Source organism: Alteromonas macleodii (assembly GCF_903772925.1).
In the GTDB taxonomy this organism is placed as follows: Bacteria; Pseudomonadota; Gammaproteobacteria; order Enterobacterales; family Alteromonadaceae; genus Alteromonas; species Alteromonas macleodii_A.
The window spans coordinates 933,103-954,673 of the sequence record NZ_LR812090.1 but is presented as its reverse complement, the minus strand read 5'-3'; the positions used below and the strand labels follow the sequence as shown (position 1 = coordinate 954,673).

The 21,571-nt window shown below is 42.6% G+C and carries 23 protein-coding genes and 1 tRNA gene; 9 read left to right on the top strand and 15 right to left on the bottom strand.

All coding sequences use genetic code 11. The features are described 5' to 3' along the window. Window positions 1-44: 44 nt before the first annotated feature. From PCAR9_RS04200 to PCAR9_RS04160, 9 genes are all read right to left on the bottom strand, one after another. Window positions 45-839 (bottom strand): YggN family protein, encoded by a 795-nt coding sequence (locus PCAR9_RS04200; protein ID WP_179982540.1) that lies wholly within the window; start codon window positions 837-839, stop codon window positions 45-47. A gap of 332 nt (window positions 840-1,171) precedes the next feature. Continuing rightward, a complete protein-coding gene (locus tag PCAR9_RS04195) occupies window positions 1,172-1,744 on the bottom strand; it encodes an Lcl C-terminal domain-containing protein (RefSeq protein WP_179982539.1) in 573 nt (190 codons plus the stop codon). Between the two features lie 2 nt (window positions 1,745-1,746). Further along, on the bottom strand, window positions 1,747-3,525 hold the full coding sequence (locus PCAR9_RS04190; RefSeq protein WP_179982538.1) for an Lcl C-terminal domain-containing protein: 1,779 nt from the start codon (window positions 3,523-3,525) through the stop codon (window positions 1,747-1,749). 111 nt (window positions 3,526-3,636) lie between these two features. Continuing rightward, on the bottom strand, window positions 3,637-4,149 hold the full coding sequence (locus PCAR9_RS04185; protein ID WP_118490128.1) for a PAS domain-containing protein: 513 nt from the start codon (window positions 4,147-4,149) through the stop codon (window positions 3,637-3,639). Continuing rightward, a complete protein-coding gene (locus tag PCAR9_RS04180) occupies window positions 4,149-5,144 on the bottom strand; it encodes a response regulator (RefSeq protein ID WP_179982537.1) in 996 nt (331 codons plus the stop codon). The genes PCAR9_RS04185 and PCAR9_RS04180 overlap by 1 nt, the downstream gene beginning before the upstream one ends. 278 nt (window positions 5,145-5,422) lie before the next feature. Continuing rightward, window positions 5,423-6,133 carry an LrgB family protein gene (locus tag PCAR9_RS04175; RefSeq protein WP_179982536.1) on the bottom strand — a complete coding sequence of 237 codons (711 nt, stop codon included), beginning with the start codon at window positions 6,131-6,133 and terminating at the stop codon, window positions 5,423-5,425. After that, window positions 6,130-6,531, bottom strand: coding sequence for a CidA/LrgA family protein (locus PCAR9_RS04170; RefSeq protein ID WP_179982535.1), 402 nt, complete (start codon window positions 6,529-6,531; stop codon window positions 6,130-6,132). Before PCAR9_RS04170 ends, PCAR9_RS04175 begins: the two co-directional genes overlap by 4 nt. 94 nt (window positions 6,532-6,625) lie before the next feature. Beyond that, window positions 6,626-7,393 carry a LytR/AlgR family response regulator transcription factor gene (locus PCAR9_RS04165; protein WP_179982534.1) on the bottom strand — a complete coding sequence of 256 codons (768 nt, stop codon included), beginning with the start codon at window positions 7,391-7,393 and terminating at the stop codon, window positions 6,626-6,628. A 137-nt stretch (window positions 7,394-7,530) separates the two neighbouring features. Next, complete coding sequence (locus tag PCAR9_RS04160) at window positions 7,531-7,857, bottom strand: DUF3718 domain-containing protein (RefSeq protein WP_179982533.1); 327 nt, start codon at window positions 7,855-7,857, stop codon at window positions 7,531-7,533. Window positions 7,858-8,172: 315 nt separating this feature from the next. On the opposite strand from PCAR9_RS04160, the gene PCAR9_RS04155 reads away from it, so the two are divergent. Continuing rightward, window positions 8,173-8,892, top strand: a complete 720-nt coding sequence (locus PCAR9_RS04155) for a hypothetical protein (RefSeq protein WP_179982532.1) — start codon at window positions 8,173-8,175, stop codon at window positions 8,890-8,892. A gap of 46 nt (window positions 8,893-8,938) precedes the next feature. Here the strand turns inward: PCAR9_RS04155 and PCAR9_RS04150 are convergent, their stop codons facing one another. Then, the gene (locus tag PCAR9_RS04150) at window positions 8,939-9,268 is read right to left on the bottom strand and encodes a hypothetical protein (protein ID WP_179982531.1); all 330 of its coding nucleotides are present in this window, start codon (window positions 9,266-9,268) and stop codon (window positions 8,939-8,941) included. Window positions 9,269-9,455: 187 nt separating this feature from the next. Beyond that, the gene (locus tag PCAR9_RS04145; RefSeq protein WP_179982530.1) at window positions 9,456-10,265 is read right to left on the bottom strand and encodes an MbnP family copper-binding protein; all 810 of its coding nucleotides are present in this window, start codon (window positions 10,263-10,265) and stop codon (window positions 9,456-9,458) included. Window positions 10,266-10,731: 466 nt separating this feature from the next. Between PCAR9_RS04145 and PCAR9_RS04140 the strand changes: the two genes are divergently transcribed. After that, window positions 10,732-10,808: transfer RNA gene (locus PCAR9_RS04140), tRNA-Ile, on the top strand. Between the two features lie 151 nt (window positions 10,809-10,959). Here PCAR9_RS04140 and PCAR9_RS04135 read toward each other — a convergent pair. Continuing rightward, window positions 10,960-12,153, bottom strand: coding sequence for an ISL3 family transposase (locus PCAR9_RS04135; RefSeq protein WP_179982529.1), 1,194 nt, complete (start codon window positions 12,151-12,153; stop codon window positions 10,960-10,962). A gap of 389 nt (window positions 12,154-12,542) precedes the next feature. On the opposite strand from PCAR9_RS04135, the gene PCAR9_RS04130 reads away from it, so the two are divergent. Together PCAR9_RS04130 and PCAR9_RS04125 are read left to right on the top strand one after the other, a co-directional pair. Further along, window positions 12,543-14,519, top strand: a complete 1,977-nt coding sequence (locus PCAR9_RS04130) for an ATP-binding protein (protein ID WP_179982528.1) — start codon at window positions 12,543-12,545, stop codon at window positions 14,517-14,519. A 106-nt stretch (window positions 14,520-14,625) separates the two neighbouring features. Further along, window positions 14,626-15,408, top strand: coding sequence for a DUF2971 domain-containing protein (locus PCAR9_RS04125; protein WP_179982527.1), 783 nt, complete (start codon window positions 14,626-14,628; stop codon window positions 15,406-15,408). A gap of 174 nt (window positions 15,409-15,582) precedes the next feature. On the opposite strand, the gene PCAR9_RS04120 is transcribed toward PCAR9_RS04125, so the two are convergent. From PCAR9_RS04120 to PCAR9_RS04110, 3 genes are all read right to left on the bottom strand, one after another. Continuing rightward, a complete protein-coding gene (locus PCAR9_RS04120) occupies window positions 15,583-16,464 on the bottom strand; it encodes a site-specific integrase (protein WP_179982526.1) in 882 nt (293 codons plus the stop codon). After that, complete coding sequence (locus PCAR9_RS04115) at window positions 16,457-16,675, bottom strand: hypothetical protein (RefSeq protein ID WP_232091115.1); 219 nt, start codon at window positions 16,673-16,675, stop codon at window positions 16,457-16,459. Before PCAR9_RS04115 ends, PCAR9_RS04120 begins: the two co-directional genes overlap by 8 nt. A gap of 547 nt (window positions 16,676-17,222) precedes the next feature. After that, window positions 17,223-17,495, bottom strand: coding sequence for a helix-turn-helix domain-containing protein (locus PCAR9_RS04110; RefSeq protein WP_076012106.1), 273 nt, complete (start codon window positions 17,493-17,495; stop codon window positions 17,223-17,225). Between the two features lie 115 nt (window positions 17,496-17,610). Here PCAR9_RS04110 and PCAR9_RS04105 point away from each other — a divergent pair, with 115 nt between their 5' ends. The 5 genes from PCAR9_RS04105 to PCAR9_RS04085 all read left to right on the top strand — a co-directional run bounded on the left by PCAR9_RS04105 (window position 17,611) and on the right by PCAR9_RS04085 (window position 21,505). Further along, window positions 17,611-17,826 carry a hypothetical protein gene (locus PCAR9_RS04105; protein ID WP_179982525.1) on the top strand — a complete coding sequence of 72 codons (216 nt, stop codon included), beginning with the start codon at window positions 17,611-17,613 and terminating at the stop codon, window positions 17,824-17,826. A gap of 521 nt (window positions 17,827-18,347) precedes the next feature. Next, on the top strand, window positions 18,348-18,566 hold the full coding sequence (locus PCAR9_RS20230; RefSeq protein ID WP_420000786.1) for a helix-turn-helix transcriptional regulator: 219 nt from the start codon (window positions 18,348-18,350) through the stop codon (window positions 18,564-18,566). A 25-nt stretch (window positions 18,567-18,591) separates the two neighbouring features. Further along, window positions 18,592-19,413 (top strand): hypothetical protein, encoded by an 822-nt coding sequence (locus PCAR9_RS04095; protein WP_179982523.1) that lies wholly within the window; start codon window positions 18,592-18,594, stop codon window positions 19,411-19,413. Between the two features lie 377 nt (window positions 19,414-19,790). Continuing rightward, window positions 19,791-20,162, top strand: a complete 372-nt coding sequence (locus tag PCAR9_RS04090; protein WP_179982522.1) for a hypothetical protein — start codon at window positions 19,791-19,793, stop codon at window positions 20,160-20,162. Between the two features lie 80 nt (window positions 20,163-20,242). Next, window positions 20,243-21,505, top strand: coding sequence for a TolC family protein (locus PCAR9_RS04085; RefSeq protein ID WP_232091275.1), 1,263 nt, complete (start codon window positions 20,243-20,245; stop codon window positions 21,503-21,505). The last annotated feature ends 66 nt before the right edge of the window (window positions 21,506-21,571 follow it).

Here is a 21,571-nt window from a genome sequence, read left to right as displayed (position 1 = left end):
AATCAGTCTTTAACTAACCTTAGTTTCGCTATTACTCACTTTAGCTAGTTATCACTCTTATCATGTCGTGTAATAATATTGTAAGGCTTGAAAGCAGGCACACTTGCTCGAAGGTTTTCTTCCGCTATATCTAAGCGCTTAAGCTTTTCACAAAACCACTCTGCTTTTTTACGCAATGTCGTAGCTTTATCACCTACATCCAAATGCTCGCCCACATTGTTAAGCTGACGAGTAATTTCAGCTACTTTCTCTTGATTTACTTCGCCACTTCCGGTGTTAATCCCACTGATTGCCGATAATATGCCGCCTACTGAGGTAGAAATTGCTTCTTCAAGCTGCGCTTCAATTTCACTATCCACGAATTCATCAACGCTTTCCAGCGATCCGGGGCCGATAAAATAATGATTACTGGCATGCCTGAATTTATCTTTCACGCGGTTTTGAACACGCTTCATAGCAGCGTTCAAGCGCTCGTAACTGTCGTGATCACTTCCCACTAAACCTAAGTAAACATGCTCAATGGTATCAATAGCTAAATCTACACCTTCGGTAGCCAAAATAATCATTTTGGGTACTACATAGTGCAGCCCTGAAGCATACTCTTCTAGCCACTGCCGCTCTTGCTCATTTAACGTCTGCCAGCGCCCACCGACAAACAGCTGGTTTTGATCATTAATCTGAACCACAGTGCGGGTTTTATCCATCACACGCAGCTGCTCGTTATTAACCGCAATACCGTAAGCAAAATCGATATTACAGGTATATTCAGCCTGTGCCGATGTGCTAAATCCAGCAAATAAACAGATTGTAAAAAAGGCAGCCTTAAGGCGCGATATCATTTTCATACCAACATTGTGGCTAGCTTATTGGGAAATAAAAAGCCATCATGAGTCTAACGTGCTAAAAATCAGGGTGAACATGTCGAGATTATCAATCTACGCAAAGCGCAGCTTGTTACTGGGGCCCGTTGACCTTTGCTGTACATTTTTGCAGCGGCCTGTGTACCAAAGATAAACAGGTACTAAACAAGAGTGTCGATTATCTTTAAAGCTGATGTTCAAACCCAAAACAACAAAGCACGCATTATAGAGCGTGCTTTGTTGATAAAAAGTCTTAGTACCTGATACTAGACGAAAGACTAATACGAATCGGTGTAGCTCTTAATCTACACCTACTCGTCGGTATAGGTACGAACCAAACGTACATATATGAATCGGTCTTTTTCTTTAATGGAATGGCTAGCGTTAAAAAACGCAACAACCCATGCTCTGTCTGGATCGTCGGCTGAAGGGGTAGAAGTCCAAAAATCATCTGGCGGCGTCTCTGGAAAAAGTGAGCTATTAATTGCCGGGCGCACACAATCGCGTTCCGTTAACGTCGCCAGCTCTTTAACATTAGGTAGGCGCCATCCCAAGAGATCTTCATTACTCGCTTGTTGTGCAAGTTGTAACGCTTGCTGCCAAGTGTATTTTACCGCTTCACCGCTACACGTAGAGCCGTCCCAAGTTTGCCCTTCTGAGCATCTTCTCCACACTAAATCCGTTGTAGTATCCAGTAAGGTACTGGTGGTCACTGCCTCAAAATTATCATCCGGTGTGGTTTCTAATCCGTCAGACAAACACTCTTGGCCGTAGACCGAAAGAGGTGCACTTGCAAGCAGCGTTGAGGCTGTGAGCATTTTGAGTGAAGTGAACACTGCGTTTATCGATGCGTGTTGAGCAAGTTTATTAATTGTATTTTTCATGGCTATCTCCCTGCTCTAACTAGACGAACACGCGCCGCCGACGACTTATTGAGAAAATTATCGACACCCGAATCGAAGTCTAACGCCCATGCATTTTGCGCATCGTCACTGTTTACCCCGTCGGCACTCGGTACCGATGTCCAATACCATAGTGGCTCGGTCGAAACTGCACCTGTGTTAGGGAAATAATCTTCGTCAATGGCTACATCATCAGCAATGCCTAAGTGCATTAAAGAAAATAGTTCATGATGAGTAGGTAAACGCCAGTCGTAAAAACCACATAAGCCTTGCGCATTTACGGCTTCAACATACGCAGATGTGTTGCAGTTAGTTAATAAACACGTCGCATTAGAACCAGTTTCATCACCTTCAAATCCACCATTCACCTCGTCGCTGTACCAAGAGTATGTATAATCTTTGTCTTGAAATGCACCGTCGTCGGTCTTCACTTCCCAAACTAACCCAGTTACGTTATCGCGAACGCACGACCACGAATCTGCACTGGCGTCTTGTTCATCACCGTTGGCGTTTAAGCGCGTGAAGTCAAAGCCAGCCTTACCGCGACCCGCTTTTTCAATTAACCCGTTCTGTTCAATAATATCAGCACCCCGTTGTCCATCTTGGCCAGGAAAATCGTTTTGCTGTGCCTCTGTCAACGCGTTATTAGTAGCTTGCTGTAAAAAGCCTGTGTCGTTTAAAAGCGGTGTTGGCATTGGACGTATATTCACATTAATCGTGTCTTCTACGCTGTTGCCATTGGCATCAGTAACGGTAAGGGTATACGCCACCACAGTAGAAGATGACACTGAAGGTGCTATGGCAAATGTAGACAATGCATCGCTGTCATCAACTGAGCGACTGGCCGCTTCAGCAGTAGACACACTGCTTGAAGAAACATTATTGCTACGCTCCCACGAATAGGTAAGCGGTAACGCGCTAGGAATACTAGTACTGGCCTCGCCATCTAGAATAACGACTTCTCCACTGAATACGCCTTGAGAATAACCCGCATCAACAACCGGCAAGGTTTCAGTTTCTGATTGAACGGATATAGTGACGGTATCAGTATCAGTCGCGCCTTCGCTGTCGGTCACTTCTAACTGAAAAGTAAGCTGCTGTGCATCATTGGCGATGGGCGTTACGATAGTCAACGTAGAAAGGTTAGTTTCCACGCCAGTTATCACATTAGTCCCGCTGGTTTGCGACCACATGTAATCGGCTATTTCACCCTCTGTGGCATCGGAATCCGCGTCACTACTTCCAGTGCCATCAAAGACAATTTCTACCCCACCAGGGAATGTATTAGCCGGCAAATCGTCCCATTCGGGCACCTCTATACTGGCTTCAGGGGCAATATTCACAGGCGCAACCGTGATAACGGTAAAATCACTGGCTGTATTACCGCTCTGATCATTAACCGATACGGTCAAAGTGTATTCAGTAGCACTATCCACTAGTGGCGCAACGAAGCTTGCAGCAGAAGCGCTTGTATCTTCATGAGTAATCGTTAATGAAGGAGACGCACTCCAGTTGTAAGTGTATGTCCCGTCGCCTCCGCTTATTTCCGCGCTTAGCGAGTAGGTTACGCCTTCTGTTACTGTTGCATCAGGGCCAGCATTTATCACTAAATTACCATTGCCCGATCCCCCATCGCTTGAGTCACCATCGCCGCCTCCGCCACCACCGCAGGCAGCCAGAATAAATGCGCCGCCAAGAATGGCTAGCCCACGCGCCACATTACGTGGTAAATAGCCTAAAAATGAAGACATAATTAATTGCATACATACTCCCATCGCACTTGATGCTGCAACCCCAGGCACAGTGCATGAAAAAACTCTATATAGATGGAATCGCAAAGCGGCTTTCAGCCTCTGCTGCGGTACAAATAGCGGTTAAGATAAGGTGTGTTTCAATTTACTCGCGACTAATCTCGCTTCTTGCTCTTCGGACATCGTAACTTGCAGAGCCTCGAGCTGCTTTTTACCTACCGCCACATCAGTCATGTCGTAAATCATCATGCTAATGAAGTCCACCTTTCCTGTTGTAGAGGTAAGTGGAGATAGCGTGATGTTTTGATACATAAATGACTCACTACCTGTAATCGGCCGGTAGTTAGGAAACTTGAACAAATACGGGCGCTGCTCCCAGGTCATGAAAGCGCGAGTTTTTAAGTCGAAGACGGGCTTAGCTTTTTTCATAAACCAGTCTTGCTTAATTGAAGGGAAAAGCGAAAATAATGTTTTGTCTCTTACCTCACTCGGTAAAAGTCCACTGTGACTTTCCATAAAGCCATTCCACACCTGTACGGTGAAGTTACGATCAAGTACAACGATCCCCACATCTACCGTTTGCAGCATGTCCATCATCCAATGGAATTCTTGTAACTCATCTAGATGCTGGCTCATCAGAAATCCTCCAACAAGTGGGCAAGCTTTGAATTCATCATTTTCATGGACTCTTCCGTGAACAGTAAAATCAAATCGCATTGAACGTTATAGCCTTCAAGCCCATAGCTAAGCTCTATCGCCAATGTTCGCTTCCACTTAATTTGATTCATACTAATAATTTCAGTGATGGCACGGTGCTGACCAAGCACAATAGGGTGACCTTGGCTGAAGTTAATATCCATCTGAGTTGCTAACCCAGTCAAACAGGTTCCAATTAGAATGCTAGCTGCATCCATAAGCAGCTCTAATTGAAGTTGATCGTCTACTTCGCCTTCAACGTTTAAAATCTTTGCAACATCGTCAAAGCTTGAATCGCTCAAAATACACAGTGCTTCGCCACTTACCCCCGGCCCCAAAAAGCCTTGGCAAACCGCGGTAACTTGTTCATGGCTTTCAATATCAGAAAGCATCATATGAAGCTCTGAAACTTCAATGAGATTAACGTTAGGTATGGGAAGTTCTACGAAAACATTCATGGTGCGCGCGAGGTGGTCGCCTGCTTGGCCCATTGCGATATTGGTTATCTCTTGGTAACAATCGCGAATATCAGGGTCGAGGGGCGTAATTTCTTCCGGCTCTTCTTCCTCGGCGTGAAGAATATTATATTTATCAAGGACCTCAGCAAGCTTCTTGGGGTCCACTGGCTTGCGAATAAAGTCTAACGCACCCAGCGACGTCACTCTTTCGTGCGCCTCCGGTTGAATGTCACCAGACACCACAATAACCTTAGTTTTAAGGCCTTGCTGTTGAATTGCTTCTAACGTGCCGTATCCGTCAAGAACAGGCATGTTCAAATCTAAGAGTAAAAGATCGCCTTTACCATCGGCGAGCGCAGTCAAAGCATCTTGGCCATTCTTTGCAAAGTGCACGGCTACGTCCCAATCTTGAGGAAGGCACTTAGCCACTTGCTTGCGCGCAACTAAAGAGTCGTCACATACGAGTACTGAAAACATTAAGTTCTTTTACCACCTAGCTTTAACAACCAGCTACCGCTGGTATTTTCTAGTAATTTCAACTGTATCGGCACGACTACTGTGAACTGAAGTAATGATTTTTGTATCAGGTACAGTAAGCGGTATTGCCCTATTGATGTTATAAACAGATAACCTGTATATGGTGATACGAAACACCTCACTAAGAAATAGCACTTTTGGGGAATATTGCCAGCGTGTTTTGTATTTAGCTGTCAGCTTACGATAAAGCTATAAGTTTGAAGTCTCTGGCTGAAAGTTTAAACAAAAACTCCAAAGACTAGGGGGAGTATCAAAGCTGTAAATATCCCGTTAACACAAAGCCCAAGGGTAGCCATAGCGGCGACGTCCTCACCCATTTGTATTGACTTGGCAGTGCCAATAGCATGCGCAACAGTACCTAAAGCAATGCCCTGTGCCTGTCGGTCACGCACGTCAAATACAGAGAATACCCCGGTCGCTACAATTGCGCCCACAATGCCTGTAGTGATAACAAAAACAGCTGCTAGCGCCGGAATCCCGCCAATATGAGCACTAGCTTCCATCGCAAGAGGAGTGGTGATTGATTTAGCTAACATGGTCATTTTTAGGGCCGATGGTGCATCTAACGCAAAAAGCGTGAGCCATGCGGTAACAGGCGCAATTATTCCACCAAAGCCAATACTGACTATTAACCTCCATCCGTAGTGTTTTAAACACTGCCATTGGCGATAAATTGGTAATGCGAGCGCTACAGTGACAGGCCCTAAGAGCCAGTGAAGTAATGAAGCTGAATGCTGATACTTCACCACTTCAGTATTGGTTAAATAGAGAAATACAGAAACAAAAACAGCCGTAAAAACAATGGGGTGTGCAATGGGGTGACCGTTACACTTTTTATTAATCCAAAGTGCAATAAGGTAACCGATAACAGTGATACATAGCCATAACAGCCCATTAAAGCTAATCACTTGATTTAATGCATCAATCATTCAAGCTCCCCTTCCTTTTGTGAAGCGCTGGAAGATTTATCCAATTTGCTACAAAATAACTTCTGTGCGAACCAAGCGGTGACGCCTAAGCTTAATGAGGTAGTAAGGATAATGGCAATGGCGATTGCCAGCCCATTGGCTTGAATATCGTCCCAATAAATAGACACCCCTAGTACTGCTGGAACGAAAAACAATGACATATGTTTTAAGGGAAAGGTAACAAACCTAGCTGTAGGCACTTCCAGTTTTGGAAAAGTGAAGAGCATACCAAGCAGCAGACAAAGCCCAACCAATGGCCCTGGAATAGGTAACGCCAACATGGTAACGGCGAAAAGCCCAGCATAATACGCAGCGAAAACTACTATGGCACCCACTACCGCGTTACTTACATTTCGCACTTTCTATCCTTGCCTTTAAGTATAAAGTACTAAGTGTAACGATTAGCGAGTTCCACCACCAGCGGGACCATGGTCGTATGATCTTCCTCGATTTTTATTGACCTTCTACATGCCAAAACTGATAGTAATATTTATGGGTGACTTTAAAGATCTCGCCACCTTGCATAACCACTCTTTGCTGATTTAACCTTTGCTCTAAATGCGCCACGTGTTTGGCATTTACTGCTACTGAACGATTACAGCGCTTAAAATGCTGCTCGCCAAGACGTTGCAGTAGTTCACACAAGGTTGTGCGAACCACATAACATTCAGATAGTGTTTGTACACACATGTAATCCCCTGCTGCTTCTATCCATTTAATATCGGCAGGGTTTAAGCAACACCATCCATTTTCAGTTCTAATACCAACCACATTAGGTTTGTTAGTCTTGCTTAACTGTTGACGTAATGTCGCTAATAATGCGGGCTTAGATACACCGTACTGTTTGCACAGCCCTTTTACCATTGTGTTGAATTGGAAATCACGCTCAAAACAGTCAAATTTGCTTTTAACGTATCCGATAGCACGTATTAGCTGGTCCTCTTCAAAAGGCGGTGTAATAAAACCCGATGCGTTGTGCGAGAACGCCAAAAGTGCCTCTTCATCATTGTCGCCCACCGCCAACCAATACTTTGAAGCTAGATTACGACATGACTTTGAAACTGAATAGAAACCGATTGATTGAGGGTACTTTTCAGCCAAAGCTAAACAGTGGCCCACCGACTCAGCCCCAAACACATTGCTAAACAGATTTAGTTGCTTCAAGATTTTGCAAAGTGAAGCTTGCTTAGATGCAGATTGTAAGAATACTAATGAGATCATCTGCACTCCCTTTGCAATTTAATTGATGCTATAACTTTCTAGGCCCTATGGCACTGCGGTTTAAAGGAATAGCTGAAGAAAGATGAAAAAAAGGGGCTATGCATAACATAGCCCTAAGTCCAGGGCGAAAACTCAAATTAGCGTTTAGCGGTCAATACGCTTGGGCTTGCATTAACACGACGCGCTATATGCTGAGCATTTCTAGACGCGTTATGAGTAGCTGCAAAGGTCAACATATCTTGGCCATTACAAACCAAACCTTCGTGCAGGTGTTTTATATTCAAGCCTGTTGCTTTTACCGCGCGATGTAGTTTAAAGCGGCTGTCGCTCTTTACGGCTTCACATACAGCAATTAGCTTATCTTCTATCTCGGCTGGGTAAGAGCTAGCATTTGCAGCAGTAACAGTTAAAGAAAGTGTGGTTCCTAGTAAAGCGATTTGGGTAACACGGCGTAACGTAAACATAACAATTTCCTCTGATAGTATTAGGCAACGCGGTGACGACCTCTACTTGTCGCCGCCCCCATAAGCTAGTTAAGTTTTATGATGTTTACGCTACAGAAGCGTTAAAATACGGTTACCTGAGTTGTAGCGATAAGCGCACAAAAGATAAGGTTTAACTATCTATCTAAACTGTTATTAGTCGCGCTTAACACATACTTTGAAACAACCTAACGATTTTAAAATTGCTAGCTAATGTTAAGAAGCGCTAAAATATTGGAAAACGTAAATCTAAAGTAGGCATGTCGTAAGCCAATAGCATTAATTCAAGGAAGAGAAATGTTAGAGCAGCAGCACTATCACCATATAAGAGAACACATGCAGCCAGGCGACATCATTGCGTTTGGCGGAAACAGTTTGTTTTCCCGATGGACAAAGCTTACTACGCGCTCCGCCGTTACCCATGTTGCCATAGTTACACATACTAAAAATACACATACTAAAGCTACGCACACCACAGCTACGCATACCCAAGCTACACAATCCATGGTGCACGCCCAGGAAAGAAGCCAGTATTACAATCATGTTATGGAGGCTACGTCTTTCAAGGGTAAACGGAGCGTTATGACAAACCGGCTAAGCGAGCGTGTTGCGTCGTATGACGGTGATATTTGGTGGCTGCCCCTATCAAGAGCATCGCGTAGTATATTCGAACAAAACAAACACAAATTCTTTAACTTTATGTGCGAGCAAGAAGGAAAGCCCTACGACGTACTTCAGCTATTCGGTTCGGCTGTAGACGCACTCGATGATCACCCTCTTTTTAGTAGTATTAGCTATAATAACGAGGATTTTAGCAGTTGGTTTTGTTCAGAGCTCATTGCTGAAGGCTTAAAGACCGCGGGTGTGGTAACAGGTGTAAACTCATCCGAGGTAACCCCAGTTGACATCTGCCGGTTCAATATCTTTAAAAAACGTTATGTGCAGCTTAAAGGGGAAGGACGAGTTATCGCAGGCTTTAATTCTTTAGTGCCAGACAATTGGGGTCAGATTGCCTAACCCCACCTCGCTAAAAGCCCATTTAACTGAAAAGGTAGTTATGCTTTTAGAAAATACTGTCTTGGTGAATTTTAATAAACATACCCGTACCAATTTTCGAGTAATCAATTTTATATTCTTTTCCATTTAGCGTTTGAATAAACACTAAAGTTTTTTCGTCACCGAAAACGTCGCTAGTCGTTACATCAACTAGTTCCATATCCATCATTTTCGCATCGCGCTTATTCTCAGGTATTTTACCTTCATATTGCTTAATGCCTTTGTAAGTTACAAGAATTGGCGGGTGCTCATCACCATTGATAACCAATAAATCTAACTTTCTAATTTTATGAATGATGGTGTTTCGACCACTTGTAATGAAGGGTTTTTCAGTCATTCTCATCTCCGCGACCGCTTACCTGCTTTTTATAATTAACATAGAATGTGAAGGTTGAGTCTATCACGATGTTAATAATCAGCACATAAGCATTTGGTTGATATATGTGTGCAAAGTATAAACATAAATTACGAAATGTGAGCAATAAATCGCTAATTTTTAGTGTTTAAGTAGGTTTATTTCAATTTTACTGCCATTTTATCCACGGTCTATAAACCAGATTATGAATAAGCTTCTCACAAGGCTTAGTTTCAGGAGACTTAAAAACACAGCTTTCAGCTTCGTTGATATCAACTTGAGCTACTATGTTAGAAACAGAAACCTCTAAGTCTAAGTCAGTATCTAACTGAGTCATTGGCAAAATAAATTCAACGCGATTAGTGAATGCACATGACTTTTCAGGTGCAGTCGACGCTGACTCAGATGCACACCCTACGCTTCCTAGGTGATAAGACCATTTAGGTGTTTCTTTACCGCTTTTTGAAACATCTAACCTTAGAAACCGGTGCCCGTTTTGACGACTCGAAAACATTGACTTATCGTTTAATGGCGTTGGTTGCGTAAGGGGGTCAGCATGGTTAACGTTAAAAGGTAGCCCCATAGTAAAACGAAGGTTAGTTGCTAATTTTAAGAGTTCCTCTGACACATCTAACACTATTTTGCTGTTAGCATCGTCTGGGTTGCTGCACTTATTGTGAAATTTCAACAGTGCTTCATTTGGAGTTTGCCACTGTGTTTGCTTGAACTTCACCCGTTGCCATTTTCCATCTATGCGAACTTCAGGTTTGCTAAGATAGAACCCGAAATAATCGATATTCCAACGCTGCTGACCAATACTCATAATCATTGGGCACGCGCCTGTGTCTACACCCACAAGTTTAAAGGGTATTTCTCCAGCTTCGCGTCCTTTCAGATTAATCACGTCGCACCCTACCAATGTAAGCAATGCAGCGAAAAGCAACGTATATACAGCTTTCATGCGAAAAGGTATCTTCATTTACTTCAATAATTCCTTCAAATATTCCGCAGCCAGAAACCGCTGCACTTTCACCCACCATATAATCGATAAAATGAGTGCATGACTATTAAACGCAATAGTGCTGCTTTTAGCGTTTGTGAGTCAAGGCGGACTAACATACAAAAAGAGTAAATAAGCGTTATTGGGCAAAGAAAGTGTTAGCTTTTCTTCCAGTACTTTTCCGTAATGCTTTTTTTCTAGCGCTTTTTTCTAGTGCTTTCTTCAAGTAATTAGGGGGGTAGAAAGTATTGGATTTCGAATAACGTTTGCTAACTCTATTCATAAAACAAGCAAAACAGCGACAAAATGAACAAAAATAAAGCAAACAATTCACAAAGCCATCAGCTAGGCGTGACAAGGTAAATAAAACTGCTTATACTTGCGCTCGCTTGTGGTTGTTATGCAAAACAATTTGCGGACGTAATTACACAGCACATCTCAAAATGGCCCCATAGCTCAGTTGGTTAGAGCATCCGACTCATAATCGGCAGGTCCCCTGTTCAAGTCAGGGTGGGGCCACCATTTTTCCTACGTTTCAACGATAGTTACTACTAACCTGATTCGGTTGGTGCTACCTCTGTGCTACTCATTACTGTAGCACGCGGAATAACATAAAACCCAAAATATTTTGGTTCATTTCCCTGGCTCTACCCCATAAACGGGGGATCAGCATTCACCTTACACGATTGATAACACCATCCCATCCGCAATGGGTCATCACTCTTATTCGATAATTTTCAAAGTTTCTAAAACCATACGCTCTTCTCGATATCATTTCCATTTTGTTGTGGAAGCCTTCAGTGATCCCGTTGTTTCGTGTAAAGCGCCACATGGCGATGATAGGTTGCAACCACGAAGTTAAGGTTTTGGCCAGTGCACGAAGTGGACTGTGATGTAACTGTTCAAGCAAGTCTAAGAACCTCGGTAATGTCTTCTCCATTCGTTTTTCATTCATAGTCTTTAACAGCATATACCTGATGAGCTTCTGTTTGACCTCATACAGTGTTTTTAACACTGGATAGTCAACTAAGTAGCGTTGTAGGTTGCTGTTATTCTCTTCGCTTAAATGCCATTGATGTCGTCGCATCAAACTAAGTAAACCCCGATTCTTACGTCCTTCAGGATGGTGTTGCTGCCACGCTTTTAAGAAATGATGGTTTATCAAGCGCACTACATGAAAACGGTCAGCGACTATCGTAGCATTAGGGAAATAGCGTTTGGCAATACCACGATAGGTTTCCGATAAGTCCATCGCGATGAGCTTAACGTTCTCTTTATTGGGAAGGTGGCGCAAGTACGAGCGTAAACTTAATTCAGAACGTCCCAGTTTTACATCAAACACACTACGATGTCGTAAATCTACAAACGTCGTCGCATAACCCTTCTTACGGGTAAAAAAGTGTTCATCTATCCCCAACATCTCTGGGCAGGGTCGACTGATAATCTCTTTATATTTTTGGCTGATGTGTGATTGGTACCAACGCTCTACCGTAGTGGGACTAATGCGATGTGTGCGAGAGATACCACGTTGCGTAACACCACCGTGATGCGCCTCAAAGACTTCTAAGCGAAAGCACTCCGATGCCCGGTAGCGTGGCCGGATCCCAACAAAAGGGTGCCTGAAATAACGACCACAGCATCGACAATGATATTTAGGCACCTTTAAATGTAGCGTTAGCACCTGATTACCTTGGCGCGTGTGCTTCACAGTGCGCTTATGTGTGGCTTTTATGCGTAAATGTCGACTCTCACAATGCTTGCATAGCGGCTTTTTAGTGGGCTTTGCCCACACTTCAATAAAATCATGTCGATGAACACGTTCTATTTCTAACTCACTTATGCCTAAAATAGTACCTGCGTGGGACATCTGTACTCTCCATTAAATGATTCTTCGCAAAATCAGTTTAATGAATGCGGATGTCCCCCGTTAATGATGAAGAGCCATTTCCCTTTGATATCTGTGCCTCTATTCAATGCCAGATATCGCTAGTTTTTAATGGCAGTCTCGTAAACCGAGCTAGGAATGTCACTAGTTTAGGGGAGGTTTACAGGAAGAGCTCTAGATAACGGTCAACTTTATGGTAGAGGCGTGGCACTGGAACACCAGGTAGACTTCTCCCCTCGAATAGTAAAAATCTTACCCTTCTTATGATAATGCATAATATAGTTTTTTATTTGAAACGAGGTTACTATGAAGTCTCAGTTAAAAACTGACGTAAATCTTATATAAGTGTCTTATTCGAATTTAGGTGTTAAATGGAAGAACTAATTAAAGTAGAGGTAAAAAAGGATCATTTAGATAAAGTCTCTCGCGCACCTGTTTTAACTGCTTTGACTGAACTAGTCTGGAACGCATTTGATGCTGATGCGGATCTAGTGCAGGTTACAATAGATCGTAATGACTTTGGGTTACAAGCCATCCATGTAAAAGACGATGGAATGGGAATTGAGCATAAAGACTCTAAAGTGTTATTTAGTTCCCTTGGAGGTTCATGGAAAGGACTAAAAAATGTTTCACCAAAAGGTCGATTCTTACATGGTAAAGAGGGTCAAGGTAGGTTTAAATCATTCGCTATAGGAAGGATAGTTGAATGGAAAACGTCGTTCTTTGATGGTCAAGAAACCCTTTCATACACAATGAAAGGAAAAGCTGATAATAAAGGTGTATTCTACCCTACACCACCGAAAGTAAGTGGTAGCAAATCAACAGGAACAACTGTTTCAATATATGAACCTCACAAAGAGTTTACATCAATAAGTAAAGAGAGACTGCTTGAGCATTTTTCATCCGTTTTTGCGATATACCTATCACAATATAAATCAATTAATCTTTATGTTGATGGCGAGTTGGTAGATCCAGAGAGTCAGATAGAGCATAAAACTAATATCACTTTAGATACGGTCATATTCGATAATATTGAGTACCCTTATGAATTGCAGATCATAGAATGGAAATGCAATACAGCAAATGAAATTCAGCTTTGTAATAATAATGGATTCCCTTTGTTACCTTATGAAAAAGCTATTCGGGGAACAGGAGATTTTTCATATACTGCTTATTTGAAATCAGAGCATATTAGTAAGCTAAATACAGTTGGAACACTAGGTCTTGGTGATTTAGAACCTTCATTGTCTAAGCCTATAGAAGCAGCGACATCAGCATTAAAAAATCATTTCATGCTGCGCAGAATTGAGCTATCAGCGGATAAAATTGAAAAATGGAAAAGGGAAGATGTTTACCCGTATCCGAACGTATTGAGTGGCCCAATTGAAGAGGCGGAAAGGCAAGTCTTCGATATTTTAGCTTTAAATATTAGTGAACAAATACCTGAATTTGAAAGATCGGATATCAAACTAAAAAAGTTTCAGTTTAGATTGCTGAAACAGATCGTAGGCTCTAACCCAGATGATTTACATATCATTTTAACTGAAGTTCTCAACCTGACGAAGGGTAAGCAGTCGGAACTTGCTGAGTTATTAAAAGAAGCTTCACTTTCATCAATAATAAGTGCGTCAAAGGTTGTATCAGATCGCTTGAAATTTGTAACTGGATTAGAGGAAATTATTTTTCACCCTGAGAAAAAGAAAGTTCTAAAAGAGCGAACTCAATTACATAAAATTCTTGCTGAAAACACTTGGGTTTTTGGCGATGAATTTTCATTAACTGTTAACGATCAGTCACTCAGCGAAGTTCTTAGAGTACACTTAAACAAAAAGCGAGTAGATATACAGCTCGATAAGCCTGTTAAAAGAATTGATGGCCGAGTAGGTATTGTTGATTTAATGCTGACACGAAGTATTGGGAAAAATCATTCTGATGAAAGAGAACATTTAGTTGTTGAGCTTAAAGCACCTAAAGTAAAAATAGGACAAGATGAAATAACTCAGATTGAATCATATGCCTTCGCTGTTGCTGAAGATGAGCGTTTTAAACATTTGAAGACAAAATGGAATTTCTGGATTATCTCAAATGACCTCGATGCTTATGCAGAGAGGCGGTTAAAACAAGATAATACATCGAAGGGTATTATATATGACGCTGATGGCATCACTATTTGGGTGAAAACGTGGGGCGAACTGATTCAGGAGTGTAAACATAGATTAGAGTTCGTTAGGGAGCAGTTGGATATAAGCATTGATAAATCTGATGGCCTTAAATACTTACAAGACTCTTATTACGAATATACTAAGGATGTTGTATTAACTCATGGCGATGAAGAAGTTGAGGCATAACAAGCAAATCAGTCATGAACGATAACAGTTGGAATTTCTCCGACTTTGTTAATTATTGCCGATTATTTGATGTCGATTAGTAGTGAATTTTTTCAAAGGCTAGAATGTGTATTTAAATATTAATCAATCGGAATTTGATGACTATATCTATCGAGTGATTTCTTACGATCGTTTCTTAGAATTGTTTGATAGTTGTAAGAATACATTGGTAAAACCTAAACTATGGGACGACACCTTTGAAAATTTAACCTTAAAATCAAAAATTAAATACCCTGATGGTTTACAAATAGATTTAGATACACACGAACGATTGTACGGCCAGTGTTGGACAACTTCTAGGGCGTCAGATGCAATGTGGAGAATATATTCTCCCGATAGAAAAAGTGTGCGAATAAGAACAACTATAGGTAAGTTACTTACCAGTATTTCAATTGCCAACGCAGACACACCAATGGTTGATTCCTGTATCGGTAGAGTGAAATACTTGTCAGAATCAAAGATCATCTCTCAAGCTAAGCAGGCGTTTTCTGATAATGGAAAAATGACTTTCGGCAGTTTATTCAGCTCCCTACTGGTTAAGCGTAAAGCATTTTCTCACGAAAAGGAAATCAGACTGATACATCTAGACTGGGGTTTTGAGATTCCGACAGATGATATATATAGTTATGATATCGATCCCCACCAACTAATTTCGCAGGTCATGATAGATCCTCGAATTAGCTATGAAGAGTTTAAAACAATCAAAGCAGAAATAGAGGGAAAAACAGGCTTCAAAGGAACTATAAAAAGGTCGCTTTTATATCGTCTCCCCGAAGCGATAACCGTAGAAATGGAGCAAAATATTGTAGGTCAAAAATTTCGGAAGCATCAAAGCTTCACCAGTTTTTGATGTTTTTAAAGCCCGCTCATTGTCCAAGGTGAAAGTCCAATATTCAGGCGATAGCGGCTTACTGCTGCCTCTAAATTGTATATCAGATCAAACTGTCCCCTTATTGTTTATTGTTGTATAGCGTTAGCTGTTATTGCTACAGATTAGCTAAAGCAGAATTCAGTATATTCCTAGTTAGATCAGATAAACTTCGGTTATTTCAGGCCTAAAATGTCCCATTTCTTGCGAAACAGTTTCGAGCGCGAGTGGACGTTTGAAGCCAATATCTATCAGCTCGCGCATCCGTTCCTGGGCGTAGCTATGTCGGAGCCCGTGAGCTCCTGTAGAAAAGAAGAGTGCCCGTTTGGAAGCTTTACTAAAAGAGTCAGACCATCGCTTCCCTGCTCCAATATCATAACGCTGAAGGTAGTTAATTTTTCGGTCTGTAATCGTAACTGGATTATCCAATCTCCGCTTTTCGAGCTGCTCGACAAGTTCGTTAGGAATTAGTACGTGGCGTATCAACCCGCCTTTACCCTGAACCGTGTACAGCTGACCTTCACGCCCAGCCCATTTTGAGTGTAACGCGGGACGTTTGTCAGGATTTCGCTCTTCTGCACTGGCAAGAGTTAGAAGCTCATGCGCTCTTAATCCGGCAGCATATGCAATTTGAGTGGAAAGTTGATGTGTGGCAGTTTGATGCTCGGATACGGCTTGTGCCTGTGCTGACGTGTAGGCTCTGGACCTTTTAATTTCGTCTAGCTCTGATTTGACCCGGTACAAGGTTGCTTTAGGAGGGAGTTTGCCATTCAGTTGCATCATTGCCTGAATGGACTGACGCTCCATATCAAGTGCTTTCTGCCCTACAGCTTCCGCTCGGTATTCAAGGTAATACCTGGCAACGTCTGGTGTCAGTGACTGAAGCCCGTTTACTTTGTTTTCCTTTGTCCACTTGGCTACAGTTTTAAGAGCTTGTTCGTAATTACGGGCTGTACCATATGACTTGATAATTCTTGCTTTTGTCAGCCCTTTAACTACATTTTCTGCCTGCGTTTCTGCTTTGGCGAATTTAGGCATTTCTGTCCAGCCAACGTTTCACCGTGGTCCAGTTTACTACAACACCTCTACGAACAAGCCAGCGCTGAAGCTCCGCTTTACTTGCGCCCTCTTCATAGAGTTTACGCAAGTGAACACTGTACTTGTCTAGCTTCGACGGCTTATGCCGCTTTCTGGCGATTAGTCGGGTCTCGGCTTTGAGCTGAGACACTTCATGTACTTCATTAAACATTATGTCATTCCTTAGGTTGTAAGATTAACTGGCTGTGAACAGCTCAGCGACACTTAAGCCTATTCGCCCCTGTTTAGCGCATAACGCAAGGCTCGGACCGATCTCGCCTGGGATTTAAAAATCAAAATAGATAGAAACGGCAGCAACTAAGCGCCGAACTTGAACGCCGAAAATGCGGCGCGGCATGACATATATAGAAGGACGTGAGGGTGCCTCACTACGTGGAAACGGCAGCTGGAGAGCGCCGACTTTTTTCGTTGCCCGAACGGGCTAGTGGTTTAAAGATTACCTGCATATAAATCAGGATGCAATCTGCAAATAAATTTCTGCGTGTAAGCGCCAGAACCCAGACGCCCGCTATGTTGAAGGCGATTTTTCGACTTCGACATAGCGGGCGGCGGAGCGCCCGAATAAAAGAGAGGGGTATTGCTCATGATGCCTCTGTTTTACGGGTGGGTTCTTAGCGAAATTTACCAGGCAATCAGGCAAATAAGATGGAAATATTGAAAAACATGAAAAGGCTTATTAATGGGGTCGCGATACTTCGCTATTGTCTGTTTTGATGAAACTCCAATATCGCTTCAGCTAAATCATCTTCCACACAAAACAGAAATGCAGTGGGCACGTTCAGCACTGCACTTAAGGACAGCACCGTTTTAAAGTCTGGTGTGTGAACACCGCGCTCGTACTGGTTCATGCGCGCAGACGCTACAAAGTTGTCCATCCCTGCCTGTATCCCTAATTGCTTTTGGGATAGACCTACCCTTGTTCTTGCCTGTTTTAACCGTATTGGGAACGGCGAACCATCATTTGCTTTCAATTGGTGTACGACATCTGCTATTGAAAACTAAGATTTTCTTAGCTTTAATAGCACCTAGATACTAAGGAATACTTAGCCATCAATTTGGCATGCCAAATTGAGCGTGGAGGTAAAAATGGGATTCGAAGGTTTTTTAGGGATTTTAGCGGTTGTCGCTTTATTCGTCGTAAGTGCCTTTTTTGGCAGTGATGGAACAGACAGCAAAGGAAATGAACAATTGGATAAGCTGGATGATGGTATGGGAAATGTTATCGCTGATGGTGAGCACATGACTCGTGAAGAGGCTGAGGATGCTCAGGCGCGAGGCGAGCTTTACGATACCTATCTATAGAAATTAGGCATGCCTAATTTTGAGCGGTCTTTTTTTGACTAACGAAAAAACAGGCACTAAATCAGTAAGAGGTTGACATGGCAACATATGAATGGTTTCAGGTTTGGGTATTGATGGTTTTGGCTATTCGAGCTACCCGACGCTATGACAAACTTAAGCACGATCTTTTTGATGCAATTAAAGCTGGGAGAATCTAACTATGGGACCTTTACTTGTTGGTTGCGCAATGATTCTGGGCGTTGTCATTTTCTTTGCCTGTTTATTTCATCTAAAGGTGAATAAACAGCATTGAAGCCGCTGTTCAGGCCTGACTTTTCCATTTTTGAATTTGGCATGCCAAATTCACAGTTTATTTTTTAATCAAAGCTACGCCTCAAATTGGCAGCTTAATGTCGCTTTTTCCTAAAAACAGAAAAACCCCCTCAAAGTCACCCTAGTTTTTCGACCACCCCGTTGCTCATTGCGTTGTAGTTTCATCGGTAAGCATTGAACATTACCAGTGAACAGAGGTAACTACTGTGATGAACCGACACTTAAAACCAAAGCCTGACTTCTATTTATTAGAAGAGGTAGCAGCCATACTCCGCTCAAGTAAAAGAACCATATACAATCGCATATACAGAAACCGCGTATATGGTGAGCAAAACCCCGTCCCTCCATACATAAAAATGAATGGGAAGTTACTCTTTCCTTCCAAAGATCTTGACAATTGGATAGATAGTCAGAAAACAAGCGGTTAGTTTGCGTATAGGATGTAAATATCTAATGAAATCCGCAAGCGAACTAATCCGGGAGTTATCTTTTTGCGAAGATGTCCCCAAAAAATATATAGCGTACTACCCGACAGTGCTTATTGATCCGGTACTACTACCTTTGCACCAAAAGCAAACCGTACCGATAACATTGGCTGAAAAAGAAAACGCCAGGCGAACTTTAAAGTTGGAATGCGAAAGCGGTATTCCAGGTGGCACATTTGGGCGAATGAGTATTTGTTACTGGCAAACTCAATTCACAAAACTTGAGAAGACAACGGGAATCGAAGAAGTAATTGAGGAAGAGCTTAAAAAGTCTCAACGACAAGCATTTTTCGATGTTGTGGGAAGAGAGCAAAGTGGATCTAGCCAGTTGACAAGCTTCTATTCTAGTTTCCGCTCAGCTCTCAATATGAAGATCTCCAACGAAGAGCGGTTTACGGCAGCAGGAATGTATACGAAAGGAACAACCAAACCTTTCTCAATTAGTGATGTGAAAAAATCCATGCCTGTAGACTCTAGAGCACTTCAATTACTTTTTCAGCGGAGATCGCCACTAGGAATCGATTTGTATCTGTTTTTAAATATGAAAGCTTACTCTATGAATAAAGAGGGCAATAATGAAAGTAATTTCATTCCTTGGGCAATTCTGGAAGCTGTATTTCATAGCCAGAGAAGTAAATGCAAGAACCTGTACGAATTTAAAGCTAAAGTCATCAAGGCTCTCAGGCATGTGATCTACTGCCTACCAACATGCTCTATTAAGGTAAAGGAAAAAGGAATAGCCTTCAGAAGCGGAAAAACAGCGGTTCAACCATTACAACTGGCTTCATGAGCTTCATTCAAATCTAGTAATTGGACAAGGCCTGCAAGAGCTGCTGTCGCTGTGTACCAAATAAGTTCGCCGTGTGTACGAAAAAAGTTCTGTTCGTGTACGAGAAAGGTTTGAAATCGACTTATCAACGTACGAAAAAAGTTTTGTTTGTGTATCAAAAAAGTTCTATCTTCTGTGAAGCCCTTAATATGCTTGGGCTGTAGAGGGTCGCTATTAGTTATCTTTTAGTTTTTATTTATTTATCTATTACTGAACGTACTTATTTTGTGCATAAAAGTTTGTTGTAATGTCCACAAAATTCAATATGACTCGCGCCTTCTCTTGATTTCCGGCGCTAAAGCTAATAGGTTAATGTAGCCAATAGAACGAGGAATGCAATGAAGTCGCATCAAAACAACAGAACTAGCAGCAAGGTGGTGATTACCGCCCTGATGCTGTTTGCACAGTTGTTTTTGTTTGCCTCAGATGCGTTTGCTTTTGATAGCTTCTTCGAAAGCGCCTCAGAATCACACCATGAACTGTGTGTTCAGGACTCCAGTGTTTGCCAGCCAGATAAAGATGCTGCAGACAACGCAGGTACAGACAACTGTGACCACTGCTGCTCCTGTCACGGGCATTTTACCCATGTCGTATTATTTAAAAATACTGATAGCCATTTAGGTAAATTTGGCGAGATGGCACTAGCTGCATATCGTCCTTTCCCTCCCTCTCACTTACAACCTGGTATCGACCGTCCTCCCAGAGCCTGAATCCTAGTCATTTTTTATCTATTTAGTTACTGACCAGGATTTACAATATGAACTCTTTTATTTCGCATGCGCGCAGGCGTATGTGCACTGTGATCGTGAGTAGTGTGTTGCTATTCATATCACCCACTGCAATAAGCAAAACGATAACGCTCGAACAAGCGGCACGACTGACATTGCGGCAACACCCGGATTTACAGCGATATCAGTCGCTGCTCACTGCTACCGAGGCAGATAGAACGCTGGCTAATCTCACTCCGGCTTATCACGTTGGCGTTGAAGCAGAAAACCTGCTCGGTTCAGGAGATGCGTCAGGCATTAGTGATGCTGAGCTGACGGTCTCACTCTCCTCTGTTTTCGAGATGGGAGGAAAGCTCGATGCAAGGGTATCCTTAGTTGACGCCAATTTATCCCTGTTACAGTCAGAGCGCTATGTTGCTTCGCTCAAACTGTTAAGCGAACTAACCCGGCACTATGTAAAAACACTCGCAGCTAAAGAGCGGCTGACATTAGCGGAAACGTCTGTTTCTCTCGCTGATGAGGCCTTATCTATCGTTAAACAGCGCGTTGAGAAAGGCGCAACCAATAAAGCTGAATTTCTACGCGCCAGAGCCGCACTCAATCAAGCCAGAGTCGACAAAGCATCCGCTGAAACGGCTCTCGCTATTGCCAAGCAGTCACTTGCTCTATTTTGGCAGGGAGATGCTGAGGCAATCGATAAAATCTCGGGTTCACTTAGTACCCTTCCCGCAAAACGGCAGTATTCCGCTGTTTATCAACAGTTTCTTGAATCAGCAAATGTGGAACGACTCACCCAAGCTATCAGTGTGAAAGAAGCTGAACAAAAGCTGGTAGAAAGTAATGCCAGTGCTGATATTTCATGGCGCATAGGTGTACGGCGCTCTCAGGCAGTTCAGGATACGTCTGTTGTTGCTGCTGTTTCCATGCCGCTTTTTGCCGAACAAAGAAACCAAGGCGCTACTCAGGCTGCCCTGGCGAAAAAAGAAGCCGCGGTAATTGCCAGAGACAGTCAGATACTTGAGATAAAAGCATTACTGTTTAAAGCACAGCAATATCTCAATTTCACCATTGATGCTGTAAAGCATATCAACGACACCGTTTTGCCCGACCTTGAAACAGCTACCACGCTCGTGCTCGAAGGTTACCAGCGAGGGGCATACAGCTACCAGGATTGGATTGCATCCAGAGATGCGTTGATACGGGCACGTGCAAAGGTCATCGAATTGAGCGAAAGCGCGTTAGTGAACCAGTCACTCGTTGAACAGTGGACCGGAGTATCCGGTCAGGCTTCTCCTACTCAAGAATTCCGGAATAACCATGAATAGACTATTAGTTATTATCTCACTACTACTGTGTCTGACGGATGCCAATGCCGCAGCAAGTGGTAAACA

Bases quoted from the DNA above. Each gene is read 5' to 3' on its own strand.
- PCAR9_RS04155 (WP_179982532.1), top strand. From the start codon at position 8,173: ATGTTAGAGCAGCAGCACTATCACCATATAAGAGAACACATGCAGCCA.
- PCAR9_RS04150 (WP_179982531.1), bottom strand. From the start codon at position 9,268: ATGACTGAAAAACCCTTCATTACAAGTGGTCGAAACACCATCATTCAT.
- PCAR9_RS04095 (WP_179982523.1), top strand. From the start codon at position 18,592: ATGAAATCCGCAAGCGAACTAATCCGGGAGTTATCTTTTTGCGAAGAT.
- PCAR9_RS04180 (WP_179982537.1), bottom strand. From the start codon at position 5,144: ATGTTTTCAGTACTCGTATGTGACGACTCTTTAGTTGCGCGCAAGCAA.
- PCAR9_RS04185 (WP_118490128.1), bottom strand. From the start codon at position 4,149: ATGAGCCAGCATCTAGATGAGTTACAAGAATTCCATTGGATGATGGAC.
- PCAR9_RS04130 (WP_179982528.1), top strand. From the start codon at position 12,543: ATGGAAGAACTAATTAAAGTAGAGGTAAAAAAGGATCATTTAGATAAA.
- PCAR9_RS04195 (WP_179982539.1), bottom strand. From the start codon at position 1,744: ATGAAAAATACAATTAATAAACTTGCTCAACACGCATCGATAAACGCA.
- PCAR9_RS04190 (WP_179982538.1), bottom strand. From the start codon at position 3,525: ATGCAATTAATTATGTCTTCATTTTTAGGCTATTTACCACGTAATGTG.
- PCAR9_RS04165 (WP_179982534.1), bottom strand. From the start codon at position 7,393: ATGATCTCATTAGTATTCTTACAATCTGCATCTAAGCAAGCTTCACTT.
- PCAR9_RS04145 (WP_179982530.1), bottom strand. From the start codon at position 10,265: ATGAAGATACCTTTTCGCATGAAAGCTGTATATACGTTGCTTTTCGCT.
- PCAR9_RS04115 (WP_232091115.1), bottom strand. From the start codon at position 16,675: ATGTTTAATGAAGTACATGAAGTGTCTCAGCTCAAAGCCGAGACCCGA.
- PCAR9_RS04085 (WP_232091275.1), top strand. From the start codon at position 20,243: ATGTGCACTGTGATCGTGAGTAGTGTGTTGCTATTCATATCACCCACT.
- PCAR9_RS04135 (WP_179982529.1), bottom strand. From the start codon at position 12,153: ATGTCCCACGCAGGTACTATTTTAGGCATAAGTGAGTTAGAAATAGAA.
- PCAR9_RS04105 (WP_179982525.1), top strand. From the start codon at position 17,611: ATGGGATTCGAAGGTTTTTTAGGGATTTTAGCGGTTGTCGCTTTATTC.
- PCAR9_RS04160 (WP_179982533.1), bottom strand. From the start codon at position 7,857: ATGTTTACGTTACGCCGTGTTACCCAAATCGCTTTACTAGGAACCACA.
- PCAR9_RS20230 (WP_420000786.1), top strand. From the start codon at position 18,348: ATGAACCGACACTTAAAACCAAAGCCTGACTTCTATTTATTAGAAGAG.
- PCAR9_RS04090 (WP_179982522.1), top strand. From the start codon at position 19,791: ATGAAGTCGCATCAAAACAACAGAACTAGCAGCAAGGTGGTGATTACC.
- PCAR9_RS04120 (WP_179982526.1), bottom strand. From the start codon at position 16,464: ATGCCTAAATTCGCCAAAGCAGAAACGCAGGCAGAAAATGTAGTTAAA.
- PCAR9_RS04200 (WP_179982540.1), bottom strand. From the start codon at position 839: ATGATATCGCGCCTTAAGGCTGCCTTTTTTACAATCTGTTTATTTGCT.
- PCAR9_RS04175 (WP_179982536.1), bottom strand. From the start codon at position 6,133: ATGATTGATGCATTAAATCAAGTGATTAGCTTTAATGGGCTGTTATGG.